Raw genomic sequence first — 15836 nt, forward strand, 5'->3', positions numbered from 1 at the left:
AGGAGGAGCAACAGGCTCTTCTGCGGTAAACCCTGATCGGCTGCCAGACACATGTCCAAGGATCGGACACGCAATTTGTCTGAATGACTTGCATCAGCCAGCCGGCCATTCAGAATTCCCTTGCGGATCAAGGCCTGGGCAGCTGGCACGCCCCGTGCAAAGTACAGCCCATTCCAATCCACCCCGGCCAGTGCGCTCGCCGCGATGCGCAGGCTCGCAAGCGCGCAGGGGAGGGCGGTACACGTTGCGCAGGAAGAAGACCCCATGGACACACCGCAAGCGCGCCGAAATGCGCCGCAAGCCCACGACAGCGTTGCAGCCTGGTTCGAACCGCTGCTGTCCGAAAGACTTTCACAGGCGGGCTTCGGCACGCTGAGGCAGCTGGTGCGGCGCATCAACGACGCGGGCATGACCTGGTGGTATCCGGTGCGAGGCATCGGCGTCAGGCGCGCCGAACGCGTCGTGCAGTGGCTGCACGAACAGCAGGAAAGCACAGGCATGGAAGTGAGCCTGCCGGCGCACGGGCGCCGCCATGCGCCTTGACTGACGGCTCGCTCGGCGCCCCCGACCCATCCGGATAATGGCGCCCTTCGTATCAGCAGCAAGGCAAGGATGAGCGCCGCGGATTTCCTTTTCTCCCCCGAAGTGCAGAAACTCCTCACGGTGCTGTACGCGGCCCCCGATCAACAGTTCCCGACGAGCGAGCTTGCACGTCGCTCGAAACTGGCCGAGGCCGAAACGGCCCTCACCGTGGACCATCTCGTTCGCAGCGGCATCGCGAAGCGGCAGGCGGCGAAGGCAGACCAGGCCGAGACGGTCCAGGTCGATCGCTCCTTCGTCTTCCACGACGAACTCCGGAGCATCGCGCTGAGATCGTTCGCCGCGGCAGAGCCGATCCGCTCCATGCTGCAGTCCAGGTTCAAGGACTCGGTCGTGCGTGCGTTCGTGCTGGGAGAGGACGCACAGGGCACCGTGGAACTGCTCGTCGTGCACGGCCAACTGGTCCCGGACGAAGCCGCGATGGCAGCGGCTTGCCAGAAGCTGTCGAAAACAATGGGCCGGCACCTCAAGGTGCACGTCATCCCGCTCGGGAGGTTCAACGACATGTCACCGCGCGATCCGTTGTCTTCCAGGATCTCGGCAGCCACCGTGCATGAGATCGTCGCGCTGGGGGACACCAAGGCAGCGCTGCCCGTCGAACGAGGCGGCCTCTTGCAGGCGGCCAGAAAGAAGTTGGCGACGCTGGCCAGGCCGTCTGCCTGACGACCCACGGCGCGCGCCGCGCTCCGCTCAGTGCGACTGCTTCGGCAGGTTCAGGCTCTTGAGCATCGGCACCCAGCGCTCGAACTCGGTCTGCACGAACTTCGCCAGCTCTTCAGGCGTGCCGCCGCGCGGCTCCATGCCCATGGCGCGCGCGCGGGTGACGAAGTCGGGCTGTGCGATCACCTCGTTCACGGCCTTGTTCAGGCGGCGGATCGAGTCACCCGGCGTGCCGGACGGCACCGAGAGCGAATACCACAGCACGGCCTCGAAGTCGTAGCCCTGCTCCTTGAAGGTCTGGGCGTCGGGCACCTGCGGCAGGCGCTGGCTGTCCATCACGCCCAGCACACGCAGCTTGCCGGCCTGGATCAGCGACAGCGAACCGGTGAGCGAGGTGCCGTGGATGTCTATGGTGTTGCTCAGCAGCGCCTGCACGGCCGGTGCGTCGCCGTTGAAGGGCACGTGCGTCGTGCTGAAGCCGTTGTTGCGCTCGAAGCTCAGCGGCGCAAGGTTGGTCAGGATGGCCTCGCCCGGCGAGCCGCGGTTGATCTTGCCGGGGTGGGCCTTGGCGTAGGCGACCATCTCCTTGATGTTCTTGTAGGGCAAGTCGATGCGGCCGACGATGATCGCGGGCTGGTAGCCGATCTGCGAAACGGGTGCGAAGTCTTTCTTCGGGTCGTAGGGCAGCTTGTCGTACAGCACGGTGTTGTTGGCCAGCGTGCCGAGCGACGAGACCAGCACCGTGAGCCCGTCGGGGCGCGAGCGGGCCACGTAGTCGGCGGCGATGATGCCGCTGGCGCCGGGCTTGTTCTCCACGATGACCTGCGTGCCCTTCTTCGTGAGCTCGGAAGCCAGCAGGCGCACGTACTGGTCGGTGCCGCCGCCGGCCGCGAAGGGCACGACCAAGCGGATGGGTTGCTGCGCCTGCGCCGCGCCTGAAACCACGGCCAGCCCGAGCAACAGCGGGGCGATGAGTTTTCGATGAATCACGTTGTCTCCGATCTCTTTTAAGGGGTAAGTGGCTGCTGCCAGTCCCGTCGAGGCAGTCTATCGACGGGGCCGGGTCAAGGTGCTGCAGGGTGTGAAAAGCTGGTTTGTAGGTTGCGCACCGGCACGGGCGGGTTCGCCCCCTTGACGACGCCGGCTTCGCGCAGTGCCTCGATCTCGGCGGCGCCATAGCCCGCCTCGCGCAGCAGTTCCTCGGTGTGCGCGCCGTGTGCCGGCGCTGCCTGGGTCCGGCGGCGCGGCGTGTCGCACAGCTCGTAGGGCAGGCCGAAGCTGGCGTAGCCCGGCTCGCCGCCGTTGGGCGCGGCCTCGATGACCATGCGGCTGGCGCGGAAGTCCGCTCCCGCGAGCGCATCGGCATAGCTGCGCACCACGCCCACCACGATGTTGTTGCGCGTGAGCAGTTCGACGCACTCGCCGGTACCGTAGTGCGCGAGCCGCTCGCTCACGGCCGCCTTCATGGCTGGCCGGTTGGCCACGCGCAACTCGTTGGTGAGAAAGCGCGCCTCCGTCGCCAGCTCGGGGCAGCCGATGGTCTCGCACAGCCGCACCCAGTGCGCCTGCACGTAGGCCGAGATCACCACCATGCCGTCGCGCGTGCGGAAGATGTCGGCCGCCGGCGCGCTCAGCGGCTGGCCGTCGCCGCTGCGCGTGGGCTCCACGCCGCGCACCATGTAGTCGCTCCAGTTGGCCAGCTGCAGGTTCAGCGCCACCTCCAGCAGCGACACGCGGATGGTCTCGCCGCGGCCGGTGCGCTCGCGGCAGAACAGCGCGGCCAGGATGGCCTGCGTCGCCACCTGCACGCTGGCCGTGTCGATGATGGTGGCGCCCACCTTCTGCGGCAGGCCTTGCGGCTCGCCGGTCACGGACATGAGGCCGCTCTCGGCCTGCGCCGCGATGTCGTAGCCCGGCCGGTCGCGCGAAGGCGCGTCGGCCGGGAAGCCGCTGATCGAGACGTGCACAAGGCCCGGGTGCGCCGCGCGCAGCGCCTCGGCGCCCAGGCCCAGCGCGTCGGCGGCGCCCGGGCGCAGGTTCTGCACCACCACGTCGGCACCGGCGATCAGGCGGCGCGCCACCTCCAGCCCGCGGGGCTGGCGCAGGTCGAGCGCAATCGACTTCTTGCTGCGGTTGTAGGCGCGCAGCATCGCGTGGCCGAAGTGCCCGGTGTGGCGCGCCATGTCGCCTTCCATCGATTCGATCTTCAGCATCTCGGCGCCGAGGTCGCCCAGCGACATCGCCGTGCCGGGGCCCGCGATGTAGTTGCCGAGCTCGACGACGCGAATGCCCTGCAGGGGCGGTGGAGCGGTGGGTTCGTTCATCGGCCGCACTCTAGGAGCGTGCGGGCGCCATGGGAGAGCACGGCGCGCAAAGCAGCTTTGCACGATGCGCCGCCGGCCCTGCGCGCTGCATTGCCACACTGCGGTCCCATGGATGCATGCACTGTTCGGGAACTCGGCACGACCCGGGACCTGCTGGGCGAAAGCCCCTGCTGGGATGCGCGCTCGGGCGCCGTCTGCTGGATCGATTCGCTCGCGGGCACGCTGCACCGCCACTGGCCCGGCAGCGGGGAATCGGAGCGGCACAGCCTCCCCGCGCCCGTCGGCTCGATTGCGTTGTGCGAAAGCGGCGCGGTGCTCGTGGCGCTGAAGCACGGCTTTGCGCACTACGACCTGAGCACGCGCACGCTGGAGACCATCGCGCAGATCGGCACCGACCACCCGGACGTGCGCCTCAACGACGGCAAGTGCGACCCGTGGGGCAACTTCGTGGCGGGCACGCTGCACGTGCATCGCCAGCCCGGCGAGCCCATCGGCGGTGGACTGTACCGGCTGCGGCCCGGTGGCGACGTCGAGTTGCTCGCGGACGGCTTCGCGCTGACCAATGGCCCCTGCTTCAGCCCGGACGGCCGAACCTTCTACGTGGCCGACAGCCCGCTGCGCACGATCTGGGCCTACGACTATTCACCGCACGGGCCGCTCGCCAACAAGCGCACCTTCGCGCAGACCGACAGCTTCGGCTCCGGACCCGACGGCGCGACCGTGGACGTGGAAGGCTTCGTGTGGAGCGTGCTGCCACGCGCCGGCAGGATGGCGCGCTTTGCGCCCGATGGCCGCGTGGACCGCGTCGTCGAACTGCCTGCGACGCACCCGACCAGCCTGTGCTTCGGAGGGGCCGGGCTCGAAAGGGCCTTCATCACCTCGATCTCGAAGAGCACCAACCTCTCGGGCGACCGCCCGCAGGACGGGGCGTTGTTTGAAGTGAGCGGATTGCCCGCCCCCGGCCTGCCGCCGCACCGCTTCAGCGGCTGAAACCTCCTTCAGGCGCCGTCGTTCTCGCGCAGCGCCTCGGCCATGAAGTCGACGAAGGCGCGCACCTTCAGCGGCAGCGTGCGGCTCTGGCGAAACACCGCGTAGACGCCGTTCGAGAACGCGCGCACCGCGAAGCGGTATTCGGGCAGCAGGCGCACCAGTGTGCCGTCCTGGATGCAGCCGCGCACCGTGGGCTCCGACAGCAGCGCGATGCCCATGCCGCCCATGGCGGCCAGCCGCAGCAGCTCGCCGTTGTTCGAGTTCAGCACGCCCTGGATGGCCAGCTCCTGCTGCACGCCCTGTTCGTCGATGTACTTCCAGGTGACCGCCTCGTGCTCGCGCTTGTAGGTGAGGCAGCGCACCTGCAGCAGGTCATTCGGGTGGCGGATGCGCTTGTGCACCTTCATGAAGGCGGGGCTCGCCACCAGCACCTCGTCGCTGCTGAGCAGCCGCTTGATGACGAAGTTGGAGTCGTTCGACTCGCCGGTGCGGATGTCGATGTCGAAGTCCTGCTCCACCAGGTTCACCGGGTGCTCCGACAGCTCCAGCTCGAGCTGGATGTCGGGGTGGCGCTGCGCGAAGCCCGGCAGCAGCGGCCCGATGACGCGCAGGCCGATCTGCGTGCGCGAGTGGATGCGCAGGCGCCCCTCGGGCAGCAGCTTCGAATTGCGCGCTGCTTCCTCGGCCCGCGCCATGGCCTCCAGTACCACCTCCGCATGTTCCAGGAAAGCCTGGCCCGCCTCGGTCACCTTGAGGTTGCGGCTGGTGCGGTCCACCAGCTGCACGCCCAGCTCTTCCTCCAGCGCGCTGATGCGCCGAGAGATGGTGGCGGGCGACAGGCTCAGGCTGCGGCCGGCCGCCGAGAGGCTGCCCTTCCTCTGGACGATGACGAAGATCCGCAGCGAATCGAGGGCCTTCATTTCAATAAGCGCAAAGAAGCTGTGCGAAGCATGGCGAGCCGGGCGGGGACCCCACTCCTACGATCAAGGCACGTAACCAAGCCCACAAGGAGACCAGCAATGGATTTCGGAATCTTCATATTGATGCAGCAGCGAAACAAGCACAAGACGTCGCACCAGATCCTGCGCGACGCGGTGGAACAGACGCGCCTGGCCGACGAGCTGGGCTTCGGTGCCGCGTGGTATGCCGAGCACCACTTCAGCAACTACGGCCTGTGCTCGTCGCCGCTGACCATGATCGCGCACTGCGCCGCGGTCACCCGCAACATCCGGCTGGGAACCGGCATTGTCGTCGCACCGCTGTACCAGCCCGCGCGCCTGATCGCCGACGTGGCCATGGTCGACCAGCTGTCCAACGGCCGGCTCAACCTGGGCATCGGTTCGGGCTACCAGCATTTCGAATTCGAGCGCTTCGGCGTTTCGCTGGAGACCGCCAAGGCGCGCACGCTGGAGATGCTCGACATGCTCGAGCTGGGCCTGAAGCAGCCCAAGTTCAGCTACGAAGGCGAGTTCTACCGGCAGCCCATGAGCGCCATCAGCCAGCGCGCGGTGCAGCAGCCGATGCCGCCGATGTGGATCACCAGCGTCGACCCGACCTTCGTGACCCGCGCGGTGCGCGGTGGCCACCATGTGTTCGTTTCCGGTGGCGACGGCGGCGTGGAGAAGCTGCGCCAGACCCGCAACCTGATCGACAAGGTCGCGCTCGCCGAAGGCAAGGACCCGGCCCAGGTGCAGGTCGGCGTGCTGCGCGCGGCCTATGCCAGCGACAACAAGGCGGAGGTCGAGCGCTACCTCGACTGCGCACGTTTCCAGCGCCGCATTGCCGTGAGCCTGAAGCGCCGCACCGCCCAGGTGGCCGACGACTACCAGGTCGAGGAGGGCATCGTCGAAGGCGAGGCCACGCTCGAGGAAATGCGCGCCAACCTGCCGGTGGGCTCGGTGGACCAGGTGATCGAGCGCGTGGTGAAGGAGATCCGCACGCTCAAGCCCTGCCACTACGCGTTCCAGACGCAGATGGGCGACTTCGACCACCCGACCATGCTGCGCCAGCTGGAGCTGTGGGCCAAGGTGATCATGCCCGCGGTGCAGCGCGAGATTGCCAACGACCCGCCGCACGTCGCGCAGGTCGTGCCCGAACTCGCTGCCGCCTGAGGCGGCGCCGGCCCAGCGACTCACCCGAGGGGAAAGCCATGACCCATGCCGTGTCCGACGTGACTCAGGCCGCGCCGATCGAGCCGATACTCTTCCGCCAGCTGCTCGGCTGCTTTCCGACCGGCGTGGCCGTCATCACGACGCGCGACGCGAACGGGCGGCCGGTCGGCCTGACCTGCAACTCGTTCAGTTCGGTGTCGCTGGAGCCGCCGCTGGTGCTGTTCAGCCTGCGCAAGGCCAGCAGCCTGGTGGGCGCGTTCAGCGAGGCTGAGGGCTTTGCCATCAACATCCTCTCGCAGAGCCAGGACGCGCTGTCGGGCCGCTTCGCCTCCAGCAAGATCGCCGACAAGTTCGAAGGCGTCGCCTGGCGCGCCGGCCCGCTGGGCATGCCGGTGATCGACGACTGCCTGGCCAGCTTCGAGTGCAGCGTGCACGCCTGCCACGAGGCGGGCGATCACCACATCTTCATCGGCGAGGTGAAGCACATGGGCGGCGGCGGCGCCGACCACGCGCTGGTGTTCTACAAGGGCGCCTACATGATGCTGGCGGAGTCGCTGCGCACGCTGGTGATCCAGGGGCGGCTGGGCTCGGCCGATCTCGACGAGGCCTACCGCACGCTGTACGGCACGCTGCTGCGCCTGGCCTGCGAACGCGCCAGCGAAGCCGAACTCGACGCGGTCGAGAAAGCCGTCGACGCCATCGAGCGCCACCAGCCCTGCGACACGCTCGCGCAGCGCATCGAATCGGCCAGCCGCTTCTTCTGCGCCATCGCGGACGCGGGGCACAACGAGGCGCTCATGCTGATGGCGCAGACCATGACCGCCATCCTGCGCGAACGCATGACGCATGTCGTTCCCGTGCTGCCGCGGCCCGACCTGTTTCCGCTGCGGCGCGAAGTGGCGCGGTGCCTGCGCCGGCGCGACGCCGTCGGCGCCGTGGCCGCGCTCGACGAACTGATCACCAGGCTGCGCAAGGGCGCCCCCGCGGCCGCCTAGCACCGATTGGCGCGGCAAAGCGCCGCGCATGGACCACAGGACAGGAGACAACGAACATGTCGAACACCGACACCCCCGCCGCCACCGCTGCCAGCGGCGAGGCGCACGCCTACGCGGACTTCCGCCGCGAGCTCGAAGACTTCGCGCGCAGTGCGTGCCCCCCGGAGATCCGCGCCGTCGTGGCCGCGGGCCAGAAGATCACCAAGCGCGAATACCTCGGCTGGCAGAAGATCCTCACCGCCAGGGGCTGGGGCGCGCCCAGCTGGCCGCGCGAGCACGGCGGCACCGGCTGGGACATCATGCAGCGGCTGATCTTCGAGGAGGTGATGGCCGAGGCCGACTGCCCGCCGCTGTACCACCATGGCCTGGGCCACATCGGCCCCGTCATCATCCGCTTCGGCACGCCCGAGCAGAAGGCGCGCTTCCTGCCGCGCATCCTCGACGGCAGCGACTGGTGGTGCCAGGGCTACTCCGAGCCGGGCTCGGGCTCCGACCTGGCCTCGCTCAGCACCAGCGCGCGGCTGGACGGCGACGAGTACGTCATCAACGGCCAGAAGATCTGGACCTCGCACGCCCACGAAGCCAGCATGATCTACATGCTCGTGCGCACCTCGAAGGAGGCGAAGAAGCAGGACGGCATCTCGCTGGTCCTGGTGCCCATGGACACGCCCGGTATCACCGTGCGGCCGATCCACACCATCGACGGCTGGCACCACCTGAACGAAGTGTTCTTCGACGACGTGCGCGTGCGCGCCGACAACCTGATCGGCGAACCCGGCAAGGGTTGGACCTGCGCCAAGTTCCTGCTCGAGCGCGAGCGCCTGCCCCCGGCCAACGTGGCGCGGCTGGAGCTGGTGCGCCGGCAGGTCACGCAGCTGGTCGAACAGGCCGCCAAGGCTGCAGCGGGACGCCGCGATTTCGGCAGCCTGCGCTACCGCCTGCTGCTGGCCGAGGCCGACGTGAAGGGCGCGCGCGTGATGATGGCCCAGGCCACCGACGACCTGATCCACCAGCGCCCGCTGGGCGTGCAGCCCTCGGCCATCAAGATGACTTGCGCCGACGTGGCCCAGCGCCTGACCACGATCGCGCTCGACGCGGTCGGCCCCGACGCCGCGCACCGCTTCCTGGTGGCGCAGGGCGAGGGCGAGCCCGGTGCCGCCTGGGTGCAGAACTACCTGTTCACCCGCGCCCGCACGATTGCCGGCGGTACCTCGGAAGTGCAGCGCAACGTCGTTGCCAATGAATTGCTGGGAGCCTGAAAAGTGTCGATGTCATTCACCCCTTTGTTCCCCGGCATGCTGCTGGACGCCGCGGCGCGCTTCGCGCAGGACAACGAGACCACCAGGGACTTCGCCGGCACCGACCCCGTGCGCGAGATGGGCTGGACCTGCACGCTGGTGCCGGAGGAAGCCGGCGGCGTCGGCGGCACGCTGTCCGACCTGGCCTCCATCGTCGTCGGGCTCGCCACGCACGGCGTGCACCTGCCCGTGATCGAAACCTGCGCGGTCGCGCCGCTGCTGCTGCAAGCGGCCAACGCAGACACCTCCGCGCGCTGGCTCGAAGCGGTGTGCGAAGGCAGCGCGAAGATCGCGCCGCTGACCTCGCTTTCGGCCTCGCTCGACGAGGTCGCCCTGACGGCGAAGCAGCTGGACATCGGCTACGCGTTGACCGGCGAGGTGAAGGGCGTGGACGTGTCGCTGGCGGCCACGCACCACCTGGTGCCCGCGCTGCTGCAGGGCAGCGGCGAAACGGCGCTCTTCCTGGTCGACCACGAACACATGCCCGCGCCCAGCGCCACCTACCGCACCATGGAAGGCAGGCGCAGCGCCGACTTCAGGCTCGACGGCCTGACGGTGCCGGCGGTGGCGTGCATCGCACGCGGTGCCGCGCTGGACTCGGCCATCGAGCAAGCCGACAACGCCGCGCTGCTGCTCACCGCGGCGGATACCGTCGCCGCGCTCGCCACGCTGATCGAGCAGACCGTGAAGCATCTGCAGGAGCGCCGCCAGTTCGGCGTGGCGCTGGCGTCGTTCCAGGTGCTGCGGCACCGCACGGCGGACATGTATGTGCGCTATCTCTGCGCCAAGGGCCTGCTGATGCACGCCTTCCAGGAACACGAGCGCGGCGCCGCCGACCTGCGCCGCACGCTGCGCCTGATGAAAGTCGCGCTGGCCGAGACGGCACGGCTGTGCGCCGAAGGCGCGATCCAGATGCATGGCGGCATGGGCGTCAGCGAAGAGGTGCTGGCCACCCGCATGGCGCAGCGCCTGCTCGCCTCCGAGTTCCGCTACGGCGACCGCATGGCGCATGCGTCGCGGTTGCTGTATTCCCCGACCGAAGCCGCCGCTGCCGATGCGGCGGCCCGCGGCATGTCCCACGTTGCCAGGAGTTCGTCATGAGCGTCAGTCTTGAAGTTTCCGAGTTCGTCGCCGTCGTGCGGCTGGACAAGCCGCCCGTCAATGCGCTGAGCCGCGACACTCGCCACCGCCTGATCCAGGTGTTCGACGAGATCTCCGAGCGCGACGACATCCGCGTGGCCATCCTCACCGGCACCGGCAAGTTCTTCTGCTCCGGCGCCGACCTGAAGGACCGCCCCTCGGCCGACAAGCCCGGCGACTTCCTCGACCACAACCGCTGGACCCGTGAGACCGGCAACGCCATTCGCGAATGCGCCAAGCCCGTCATCGCGGCCGTCAACGGCCCGGCACTGGGCGCGGGCTTCGGCCTGATGGCCGCGTGCGACATCTTCCTGGCCTCCGACGATGCGAGCTTCGCGATGCCCGAGATCAACGTGGGCCTTGCCGGCGGAGTCTCGATGCTGCGGACCATGTTCGGGCGCTCGTTCACGCGCCACATGTTCTTCACCGGCATGCGCGTGCCGGCCGCCGAGCTGTACCGCCGCGGCGTGCTCGACGAGGTGGTTCCGGCGGAAGAGCTCATGCCCGCCGCCATGCGCCTCGCGCAGGAGATGGCCTCCAAGAGCCCGATCGCACTGGCCTATGCCAAGCAGGCCGCCAACATGATGGACGTGATGCCGCAGCGCGACGGCTACCGCTTCGAGCAGAACATCACCATGGCGCTGTCGCGCACCGAGGATGCCAAGGAAGCGCGCCAGGCCTTCCTGGAAAAGCGCCCGCCCGTGTTCAAGGGGCGCTGAGCGATGGCGACAGTCGAAGTCGAAGTGGGCAAGGGGCTGGAGGCACTCTTCAAGCCGCGCTCGATCGCGATCTTCGGAGCGTCGGACGACGTGACCAAGATCGGCGGGCGGCCGCTGCAGTTCCTGCAGAAGTACGGCTACCGCGGTGCGATCTATCCGGTCAACCGCAAAGGCGGCACGGTGCAGTCGCTGCCCGCCTATGCGAACGTTGCCGAGCTGCCGTCGGTGCCCGACCTGGCCGTGATGGCGGTGCCGCCCGATGCGGTGCTCGAAGCGGTGAAAGACTGCGCCGCGCGCGGCGTGCGCGCGGCCGTCATCCTGTCTTCGGGCTTCTCGGAGATGGGCGAAGAGGGCAGCCGCCTGCAGGCGGCCATCGGCGAAGTCGCCAGGGCATCGGGCATGCGCGTGGTGGGGCCGAACTGCCTGGGCTCCATCGGCGTGGCGGACAGGAGCATCGCCACCTTTTCGGTGGCGCTGGAGTCGTCGTTCCCGACGGCGGGCCCGGTGGGCATCGTGTCGCAGAGCGGCAACCTCGGCAGCTACACGATGCGCCTGGCCGTCGAGCGCGGCATCGGCATCAGCCGCCTGCTGACCACGGGCAACGAATGCGACGTCGATATTGCCGACGGCATCGCCTCGCTGGCGACCGACCCGGCCACCTCGGTCATCCTGTGCTGCATGGAAACCTGCCGCAATGCGGCCGGGTTGATGCGCGCACTGGCCATGGCGCGCGAGGCAGGCAAGCCGGTCGTGGTGCTGAAGGTGGGCGTGTCGTCGGCCGGCAGCGAAGCGGCGGCCTCGCACACCGGTGCGCTCGCCGGTTCGGACGCGGTGTTCGACGTGGTGCTGCGCAATGCCGGCGCCATTCGCGTGCCCAGCATCGAGCAGCTGCTCGAAGTGGGACATGCTGTGTCGGTGGTCGGCACGGCGCGTGCGCCGAAGGGGCCGCGCGTGGCGCTGGTCACGGCATCGGGCGGCTTCGGCGTGCTGATGGCCGACGCCGCCAGCGCACAGGGGCTGGAACTGCCGAAGCTCTCCGCGGCCACGCAGGAACGCATCGTGGCCGCGCTGCCCTACGCATCGCCGGGCAATCCCGTCGACATGACGGCGCAGGTGTCGAGCCGGCCCGAGCTGCTGGTGCAGGTGCTGTCGGCGGTGGCGGAAGATGCGAGCTGCGACGCGGTGATCCTGCAGTCGGCGTACGCCTTCCAGATGCCGCGGCTGCGCGACGTCTACCTCGCGGCGCTGGAGCAGGTGCGCCGTGCGCATCCGTCGCGGCTCGTCCTGCTGTGCTGCAAGGCGCCGCCCGACACCATGGCGCAGCTGAACGAGATGGGCTTTCCGACAGTGGAGACCATCGATGCGGCGTGTGCCACGCTGGCGGCGCTGGTGCGCCTCGGCACACGTGGCGAACAGGCCGAGGTGGCGGTCGCGTCGCTGTCGGCCGAAGCGCTTCCGGCCGAAGCCTTCGCCAACGAAGCCAGTGCCAAGGCCGTGCTCGCGCAGGCCGGCATCCCGGTGCTGAAGGAAGTCACGGCCGGCGGCCGGGACGAGGCACTGGCCGCGGCGCGCGACATCGGTTTTCCAGTGGTGCTGAAGATCGTCTCGCCCGACATCCCGCACAAGACCGAGGTTGGCGGCGTGGTGACCAACGTGCGCTCCGAGGCGCAGCTGCGCGACGAATACGACAGCCTGCTGGCGCGCGTCGCGCAGAAGGCGCCGCAGGCGCGCATCGCCGGCGTGCTGGTGGCGCAAATGGCGCAGGGCGGCACCGAGCTGATCCTCGGCACCATGAAGGACCCGGTCTTCGGCCCGGTCGTGATGGTGGGCCTGGGCGGCATCTATGCCGAGGTGCTGCGCGACGTGGCGCTGCAGGTGGCGCCGGTGACCGAGGCACAGGCCATGCAGATGCTTCGCTCCCTCAAGGCCTTTGCGCTGTTCGATGGCGCACGCGGCCGGCCGAAGGCCGACGTAGCGGCCGCGGCGCGCGCCGTGGCGGCGCTGTCGCGGTTCGCCGCACGGCATGCGCGCAGCGTCGCCGAGATCGACATCAACCCGCTGGTGGTCCTCGACCACGGGCACGGTGCCTTCGCGCTCGACGCGCTGCTGGTGCCGGAAACGAAAGACAAGCCATGAATGCATCACAGTCCCTCGAAGGCCGCGTGGCCTTCATCAGCGGCGCGGGCCACGGCATCGGCCGAGCCACCGCGCTGGCCTTCGCCCGGCTGGGCGCGACGGTCGGCGTGAACGACCTCAAGGCCGAGTTCGTGGAAGACACCGTCGCGGAGATCCGCCGCCTCGGCGGCAAGGCCGTGGCGGTGCCGCAGGACGTCTCGAGCCGCGAAGGCATGCGCCTGGCGGTGCAGCGCCTGGCCGGCGAGGCGGGCCGGCTCGACGTGATGGTCAACAACGCGGCCTGGGTGCGCTACCAGCCGCTGATGGAAATCACGCCCGAGGTGATGGACCGTATGGTCGACATCGGCTTCAAGTCGGTGATCTGGGGCATCCAGGCCGCGGCCGAGGCGATGGACCCGGAACGCGGCGGCGCCATCATCAACGTGGCCTCCATCGCCGGCTTCAAGTCGCCCGCGCGATCGGTGGTCTACAGCGGCCTGAAGGCCGGCGTGCTCGGCATCACCCGCGCCGCGGCGGCCGACCTGGGCGCGCGCCGCATCCGCGTGAACGCCGTGGCGCCCGGCGCGGTGCCGACCGAAGGCACGGCCAAGCACCGCAACGCCGAGCTCGACGCCAGGCGCATCGCGCGCACGCCGCTGGGCCGGCTCGGCACCGTGGAAGACATTGCGGACGCCATCTGCTTCCTGGCCGGCGACGGCTCGCGCTTCGTCAACGCGGAGGTGATCCGACTGGACGGCGGCGCATCGGAGACCTCGCTGTGAGCGCCGAGGACATTTCTCCCCAGCGCCTGCAGAACGTGTACGTGGTGGCGCAACGCCCGGCCGAGCTGCATGCCTTCTACGAATCGGCACTGGGGCTGAAGCTCAAGTTCCGCGACAAGGACCGCTGGTTCCAGTACGGCGTGGGCAACACCAGCGTGGCGCTGGCCTGTGCCGAAGAGGCCGCGCCGGCGACCTCCGGCGTGGTGATGGTGTTCGAGGTGAGCGACTTCGCCGGTGCGCAGGAGCGCATCACCGGCGCGGGCGGCGAGGTGATCGGCACGCGCGACATGGGCGCGCACGGCGCGGTGATGTCGCTGCGCGACCCGGAAGGCAACGTGGTGCAGTTGTTCAAACGCGCCGCGGCGCCAGCGGCCCCGGCGGCATGAACCCGCGCGCACCGCTGCAGGCGCTGCTCGATCGCGAGGCGATCCGCGAGTGCCTCTACCGCTACTGCCGCGGCATCGACCGCGTCGACGAAGAGGCCCTGCGCTCGGCCTACTGGGAAGACGCCACCGACTGCCATGGCGCCTGGAACGGCAGCGCCGACGGCTTCATCGCGCAGGCGCTGCAGCGGTTGCGCCAGGGCGGGCGGCGCGTGCACCAGGTGAACAACATCGCGATCGAGCTGCATGGCGACGTGGCTGCGGTGGAGAGCGGCTTCTTCGCACTGCAGGCCCCTGCCGATGCGCCCGCGAAGCGCACCCTGCTGTGCGGACGCTACCTCGACCGCTTCGAGCGCCGCCAGGGCGAATGGCGCATCGCCGCGCGCACGGTGGTGTACGACTGGATCGAGGAGCGCGAACGGCCCGAACTCACACGCAGCGACGCCGTGCTGTTCGGCGCGCGCCAGCCGGCCGGCTGCGCGGCGCCCAACGACATGCTTTATGCGCTCTTGCGGGATGTGCGCGCGGCGGACAACGAGGCGAAACCATGATCAGGGACCGCGAGAAATTCCAGGCCATGCTCGCCGAGGTGCGCCGGTTCATCCATGACGAATGCCTGCCGCTGGAGGAGCAGGTCGACCGTGACGACCTGATTCCCGAACCGGTCGTCCAGCGCATGCGCGAGATCGGCCTGTTCGGCCACAGCATCCCCGAGGCTTTCGGCGGCGCCGGCCTGACCACCGAGGAACTGACGCTGGTGAACCTCGAGGTGTCGCAGGTCGCGACTGCATTCCGTGCGCGCTTCGGAGGCAACACCGGCATCGCATCGGAGTCGCTCGTGGTCGACGGCACGCCCGAGCAGCAGCGCCGTTACCTGCCGCGGCTGGCCAGCGGCGAGCTGACCGGCTGCTTCGCGCTCACCGAGCCCGAGGCCGGATCGGACGCCACGGCGCAGAAGACGGTGGCGGTGCGCGACGGCGACAGCTTCGTCATCACCGGGCAGAAATGCTTCATCACCAACGCGCCGGTTGCGAACCTGTTCACCGTGTTCGCCCGGACCGACCCGAACGCGAAGGGCGCGGCCGGCATCAGCGCCTTCCTGGTCGAGCGCGGCGTGCCCGGCCTGTCGACCTCGCAGCCCTACCGCAAGATGGGCCAGCACGGCTCGCCGGTGGGCGAGGTCAGGCTGGAAGGTGTGCGCGTGCCGGCCTCGGCCATCGTCGGCGGCGTCGAAGGGCAGGGCTTTCGCACGGCGATGAAAACGCTGAACAAGCAGCGCATCAATCTCGCCGCGCTGTGCATCGGCCCTGCGATCCGGCTGGTGGAGGAAATGGCGCGGCAGGCGCAGTCGCGCCGGCAGTTCGGGCAGCCCATCGGCGACTTCCAGCTGGTGCAGCAGATGATTGCCGAGAGCAACACCGAGGTGCATGCGGCACGCGCGCTGGTGCTGGAGACGGCGCGCAAGAGGGACGAGGGCATCGACGTGACGATGGAAGCGTCGATGTGCAAGCTGTTCGCCTCCGAGATGTGCGGCCGCGTCGCCGACCGGGCCGTGCAGGTCTTCGGCGGCAGCGGCTTCATCGCCGGCAACGTGGCCGAGCGCTTCTACCGCGATGTTCGGCTGTTCCGCCTCTACGAGGGAACAAGCCAGATCCACCTCGTCAACATCGCGAAGCGGACCCTGGCGCTGGCCGCGCAGGGCGCCGCCCGCTGAAGCAC

At 69.2% G+C, this 15836-nt stretch carries 16 protein-coding genes; 13 read left to right on the forward strand and 3 right to left on the reverse strand.

The window, feature by feature from the left end; translation table 11 throughout:
- Positions 1–264: 264 nt before the first annotated feature.
- A complete protein-coding gene (locus AC1DFC_RS18740) occupies positions 265–543 on the forward strand; it encodes a phage integrase family protein (protein ID WP_007839035.1) in 279 nt (92 codons plus the stop codon).
- A 69-nt stretch (positions 544–612) separates the two neighbouring features.
- Positions 613–1263, forward strand: coding sequence for a hypothetical protein (locus AC1DFC_RS18745; RefSeq protein ID WP_413332957.1), 651 nt, complete (start codon positions 613–615; stop codon positions 1261–1263).
- A gap of 27 nt (positions 1264–1290) precedes the next feature.
- Here the strand turns inward: AC1DFC_RS18745 and AC1DFC_RS18750 are convergent, their stop codons facing one another.
- Complete coding sequence (locus AC1DFC_RS18750; RefSeq protein WP_413313754.1) at positions 1291–2250, reverse strand: Bug family tripartite tricarboxylate transporter substrate binding protein; 960 nt, start codon at positions 2248–2250, stop codon at positions 1291–1293.
- 74 nt (positions 2251–2324) lie between these two features.
- Positions 2325–3584: a CaiB/BaiF CoA transferase family protein gene (locus tag AC1DFC_RS18755; protein ID WP_478179772.1), complete on the reverse strand. Its 1260-nt coding sequence runs from the start codon at positions 3582–3584 to the stop codon at positions 2325–2327.
- A gap of 108 nt (positions 3585–3692) precedes the next feature.
- Between AC1DFC_RS18755 and AC1DFC_RS18760 the strand changes: the two genes are divergently transcribed.
- A complete protein-coding gene (locus AC1DFC_RS18760) occupies positions 3693–4574 on the forward strand; it encodes an SMP-30/gluconolactonase/LRE family protein (protein ID WP_413332961.1) in 882 nt (293 codons plus the stop codon).
- 8 nt (positions 4575–4582) lie between these two features.
- On the opposite strand, the gene AC1DFC_RS18765 is transcribed toward AC1DFC_RS18760, so the two are convergent.
- Positions 4583–5494 carry a LysR family transcriptional regulator gene (locus AC1DFC_RS18765; protein ID WP_413332962.1) on the reverse strand — a complete coding sequence of 304 codons (912 nt, stop codon included), beginning with the start codon at positions 5492–5494 and terminating at the stop codon, positions 4583–4585.
- Positions 5495–5593: 99 nt separating this feature from the next.
- On the opposite strand from AC1DFC_RS18765, the gene AC1DFC_RS18770 reads away from it, so the two are divergent.
- The 10 genes from AC1DFC_RS18770 to AC1DFC_RS18815 are packed head-to-tail and all read left to right on the forward strand — an operon-like array spanning position 5594 to position 15831.
- On the forward strand, positions 5594–6685 hold the full coding sequence (locus tag AC1DFC_RS18770) for an LLM class flavin-dependent oxidoreductase (RefSeq protein WP_413332964.1): 1092 nt from the start codon (positions 5594–5596) through the stop codon (positions 6683–6685).
- Positions 6686–6723: 38 nt separating this feature from the next.
- A complete protein-coding gene (locus tag AC1DFC_RS18775) occupies positions 6724–7680 on the forward strand; it encodes a flavin reductase (RefSeq protein WP_413332966.1) in 957 nt (318 codons plus the stop codon).
- Between the two features lie 56 nt (positions 7681–7736).
- Positions 7737–8939 (forward strand): acyl-CoA dehydrogenase family protein, encoded by a 1203-nt coding sequence (locus AC1DFC_RS18780; protein ID WP_007839049.1) that lies wholly within the window; start codon positions 7737–7739, stop codon positions 8937–8939.
- Between the two features lie 9 nt (positions 8940–8948).
- Positions 8949–10079, forward strand: a complete 1131-nt coding sequence (locus tag AC1DFC_RS18785) for an acyl-CoA dehydrogenase family protein (protein ID WP_413332969.1) — start codon at positions 8949–8951, stop codon at positions 10077–10079.
- Positions 10076–10837, forward strand: a complete 762-nt coding sequence (locus AC1DFC_RS18790) for an enoyl-CoA hydratase/isomerase family protein (RefSeq protein WP_007839063.1) — start codon at positions 10076–10078, stop codon at positions 10835–10837. Before AC1DFC_RS18785 ends, AC1DFC_RS18790 begins: the two co-directional genes overlap by 4 nt.
- 3 nt (positions 10838–10840) lie before the next feature.
- Positions 10841–12973 (forward strand): acetate--CoA ligase family protein, encoded by a 2133-nt coding sequence (locus AC1DFC_RS18795; RefSeq protein ID WP_413332971.1) that lies wholly within the window; start codon positions 10841–10843, stop codon positions 12971–12973.
- Positions 12970–13734 (forward strand): SDR family NAD(P)-dependent oxidoreductase, encoded by a 765-nt coding sequence (locus AC1DFC_RS18800; protein ID WP_413313764.1) that lies wholly within the window; start codon positions 12970–12972, stop codon positions 13732–13734. The genes AC1DFC_RS18795 and AC1DFC_RS18800 overlap by 4 nt, the downstream gene beginning before the upstream one ends.
- Positions 13731–14120 carry a VOC family protein gene (locus AC1DFC_RS18805; protein ID WP_007839069.1) on the forward strand — a complete coding sequence of 130 codons (390 nt, stop codon included), beginning with the start codon at positions 13731–13733 and terminating at the stop codon, positions 14118–14120. The genes AC1DFC_RS18800 and AC1DFC_RS18805 overlap by 4 nt, the downstream gene beginning before the upstream one ends.
- Positions 14117–14668: a nuclear transport factor 2 family protein gene (locus AC1DFC_RS18810; RefSeq protein WP_413313766.1), complete on the forward strand. Its 552-nt coding sequence runs from the start codon at positions 14117–14119 to the stop codon at positions 14666–14668. Before AC1DFC_RS18805 ends, AC1DFC_RS18810 begins: the two co-directional genes overlap by 4 nt.
- The gene (locus AC1DFC_RS18815; RefSeq protein ID WP_413332973.1) at positions 14665–15831 is read left to right on the forward strand and encodes an acyl-CoA dehydrogenase family protein; all 1167 of its coding nucleotides are present in this window, start codon (positions 14665–14667) and stop codon (positions 15829–15831) included. Before AC1DFC_RS18810 ends, AC1DFC_RS18815 begins: the two co-directional genes overlap by 4 nt.
- Positions 15832–15836 lie beyond the last annotated feature (5 nt).

The sequence above is a fragment of the Variovorax sp. 10L421 genome (assembly GCF_056395365.1).

What these genes read in the sequence shown, in the direction of transcription:
- AC1DFC_RS18740 (WP_007839035.1), top strand. Translation starts at nt 265, where the DNA reads ATGGACACACCGCAAGCGCGCCGAAATGCGCCGCAAGCCCACGACAGC.
- AC1DFC_RS18745 (WP_413332957.1), top strand. Translation starts at nt 613, where the DNA reads ATGAGCGCCGCGGATTTCCTTTTCTCCCCCGAAGTGCAGAAACTCCTC.
- AC1DFC_RS18755 (WP_478179772.1), bottom strand. Translation starts at nt 3,584, where the DNA reads ATGAACGAACCCACCGCTCCACCGCCCCTGCAGGGCATTCGCGTCGTC.
- AC1DFC_RS18760 (WP_413332961.1), top strand. Translation starts at nt 3,693, where the DNA reads ATGGATGCATGCACTGTTCGGGAACTCGGCACGACCCGGGACCTGCTG.
- AC1DFC_RS18765 (WP_413332962.1), bottom strand. Translation starts at nt 5,494, where the DNA reads ATGAAGGCCCTCGATTCGCTGCGGATCTTCGTCATCGTCCAGAGGAAG.
- AC1DFC_RS18770 (WP_413332964.1), top strand. Translation starts at nt 5,594, where the DNA reads ATGGATTTCGGAATCTTCATATTGATGCAGCAGCGAAACAAGCACAAG.
- AC1DFC_RS18775 (WP_413332966.1), top strand. Translation starts at nt 6,724, where the DNA reads ATGACCCATGCCGTGTCCGACGTGACTCAGGCCGCGCCGATCGAGCCG.
- AC1DFC_RS18780 (WP_007839049.1), top strand. Translation starts at nt 7,737, where the DNA reads ATGTCGAACACCGACACCCCCGCCGCCACCGCTGCCAGCGGCGAGGCG.
- AC1DFC_RS18785 (WP_413332969.1), top strand. Translation starts at nt 8,949, where the DNA reads ATGTCATTCACCCCTTTGTTCCCCGGCATGCTGCTGGACGCCGCGGCG.
- AC1DFC_RS18790 (WP_007839063.1), top strand. Translation starts at nt 10,076, where the DNA reads ATGAGCGTCAGTCTTGAAGTTTCCGAGTTCGTCGCCGTCGTGCGGCTG.
- AC1DFC_RS18795 (WP_413332971.1), top strand. Translation starts at nt 10,841, where the DNA reads ATGGCGACAGTCGAAGTCGAAGTGGGCAAGGGGCTGGAGGCACTCTTC.
- AC1DFC_RS18800 (WP_413313764.1), top strand. Translation starts at nt 12,970, where the DNA reads ATGAATGCATCACAGTCCCTCGAAGGCCGCGTGGCCTTCATCAGCGGC.
- AC1DFC_RS18810 (WP_413313766.1), top strand. Translation starts at nt 14,117, where the DNA reads ATGAACCCGCGCGCACCGCTGCAGGCGCTGCTCGATCGCGAGGCGATC.
- AC1DFC_RS18815 (WP_413332973.1), top strand. Translation starts at nt 14,665, where the DNA reads ATGATCAGGGACCGCGAGAAATTCCAGGCCATGCTCGCCGAGGTGCGC.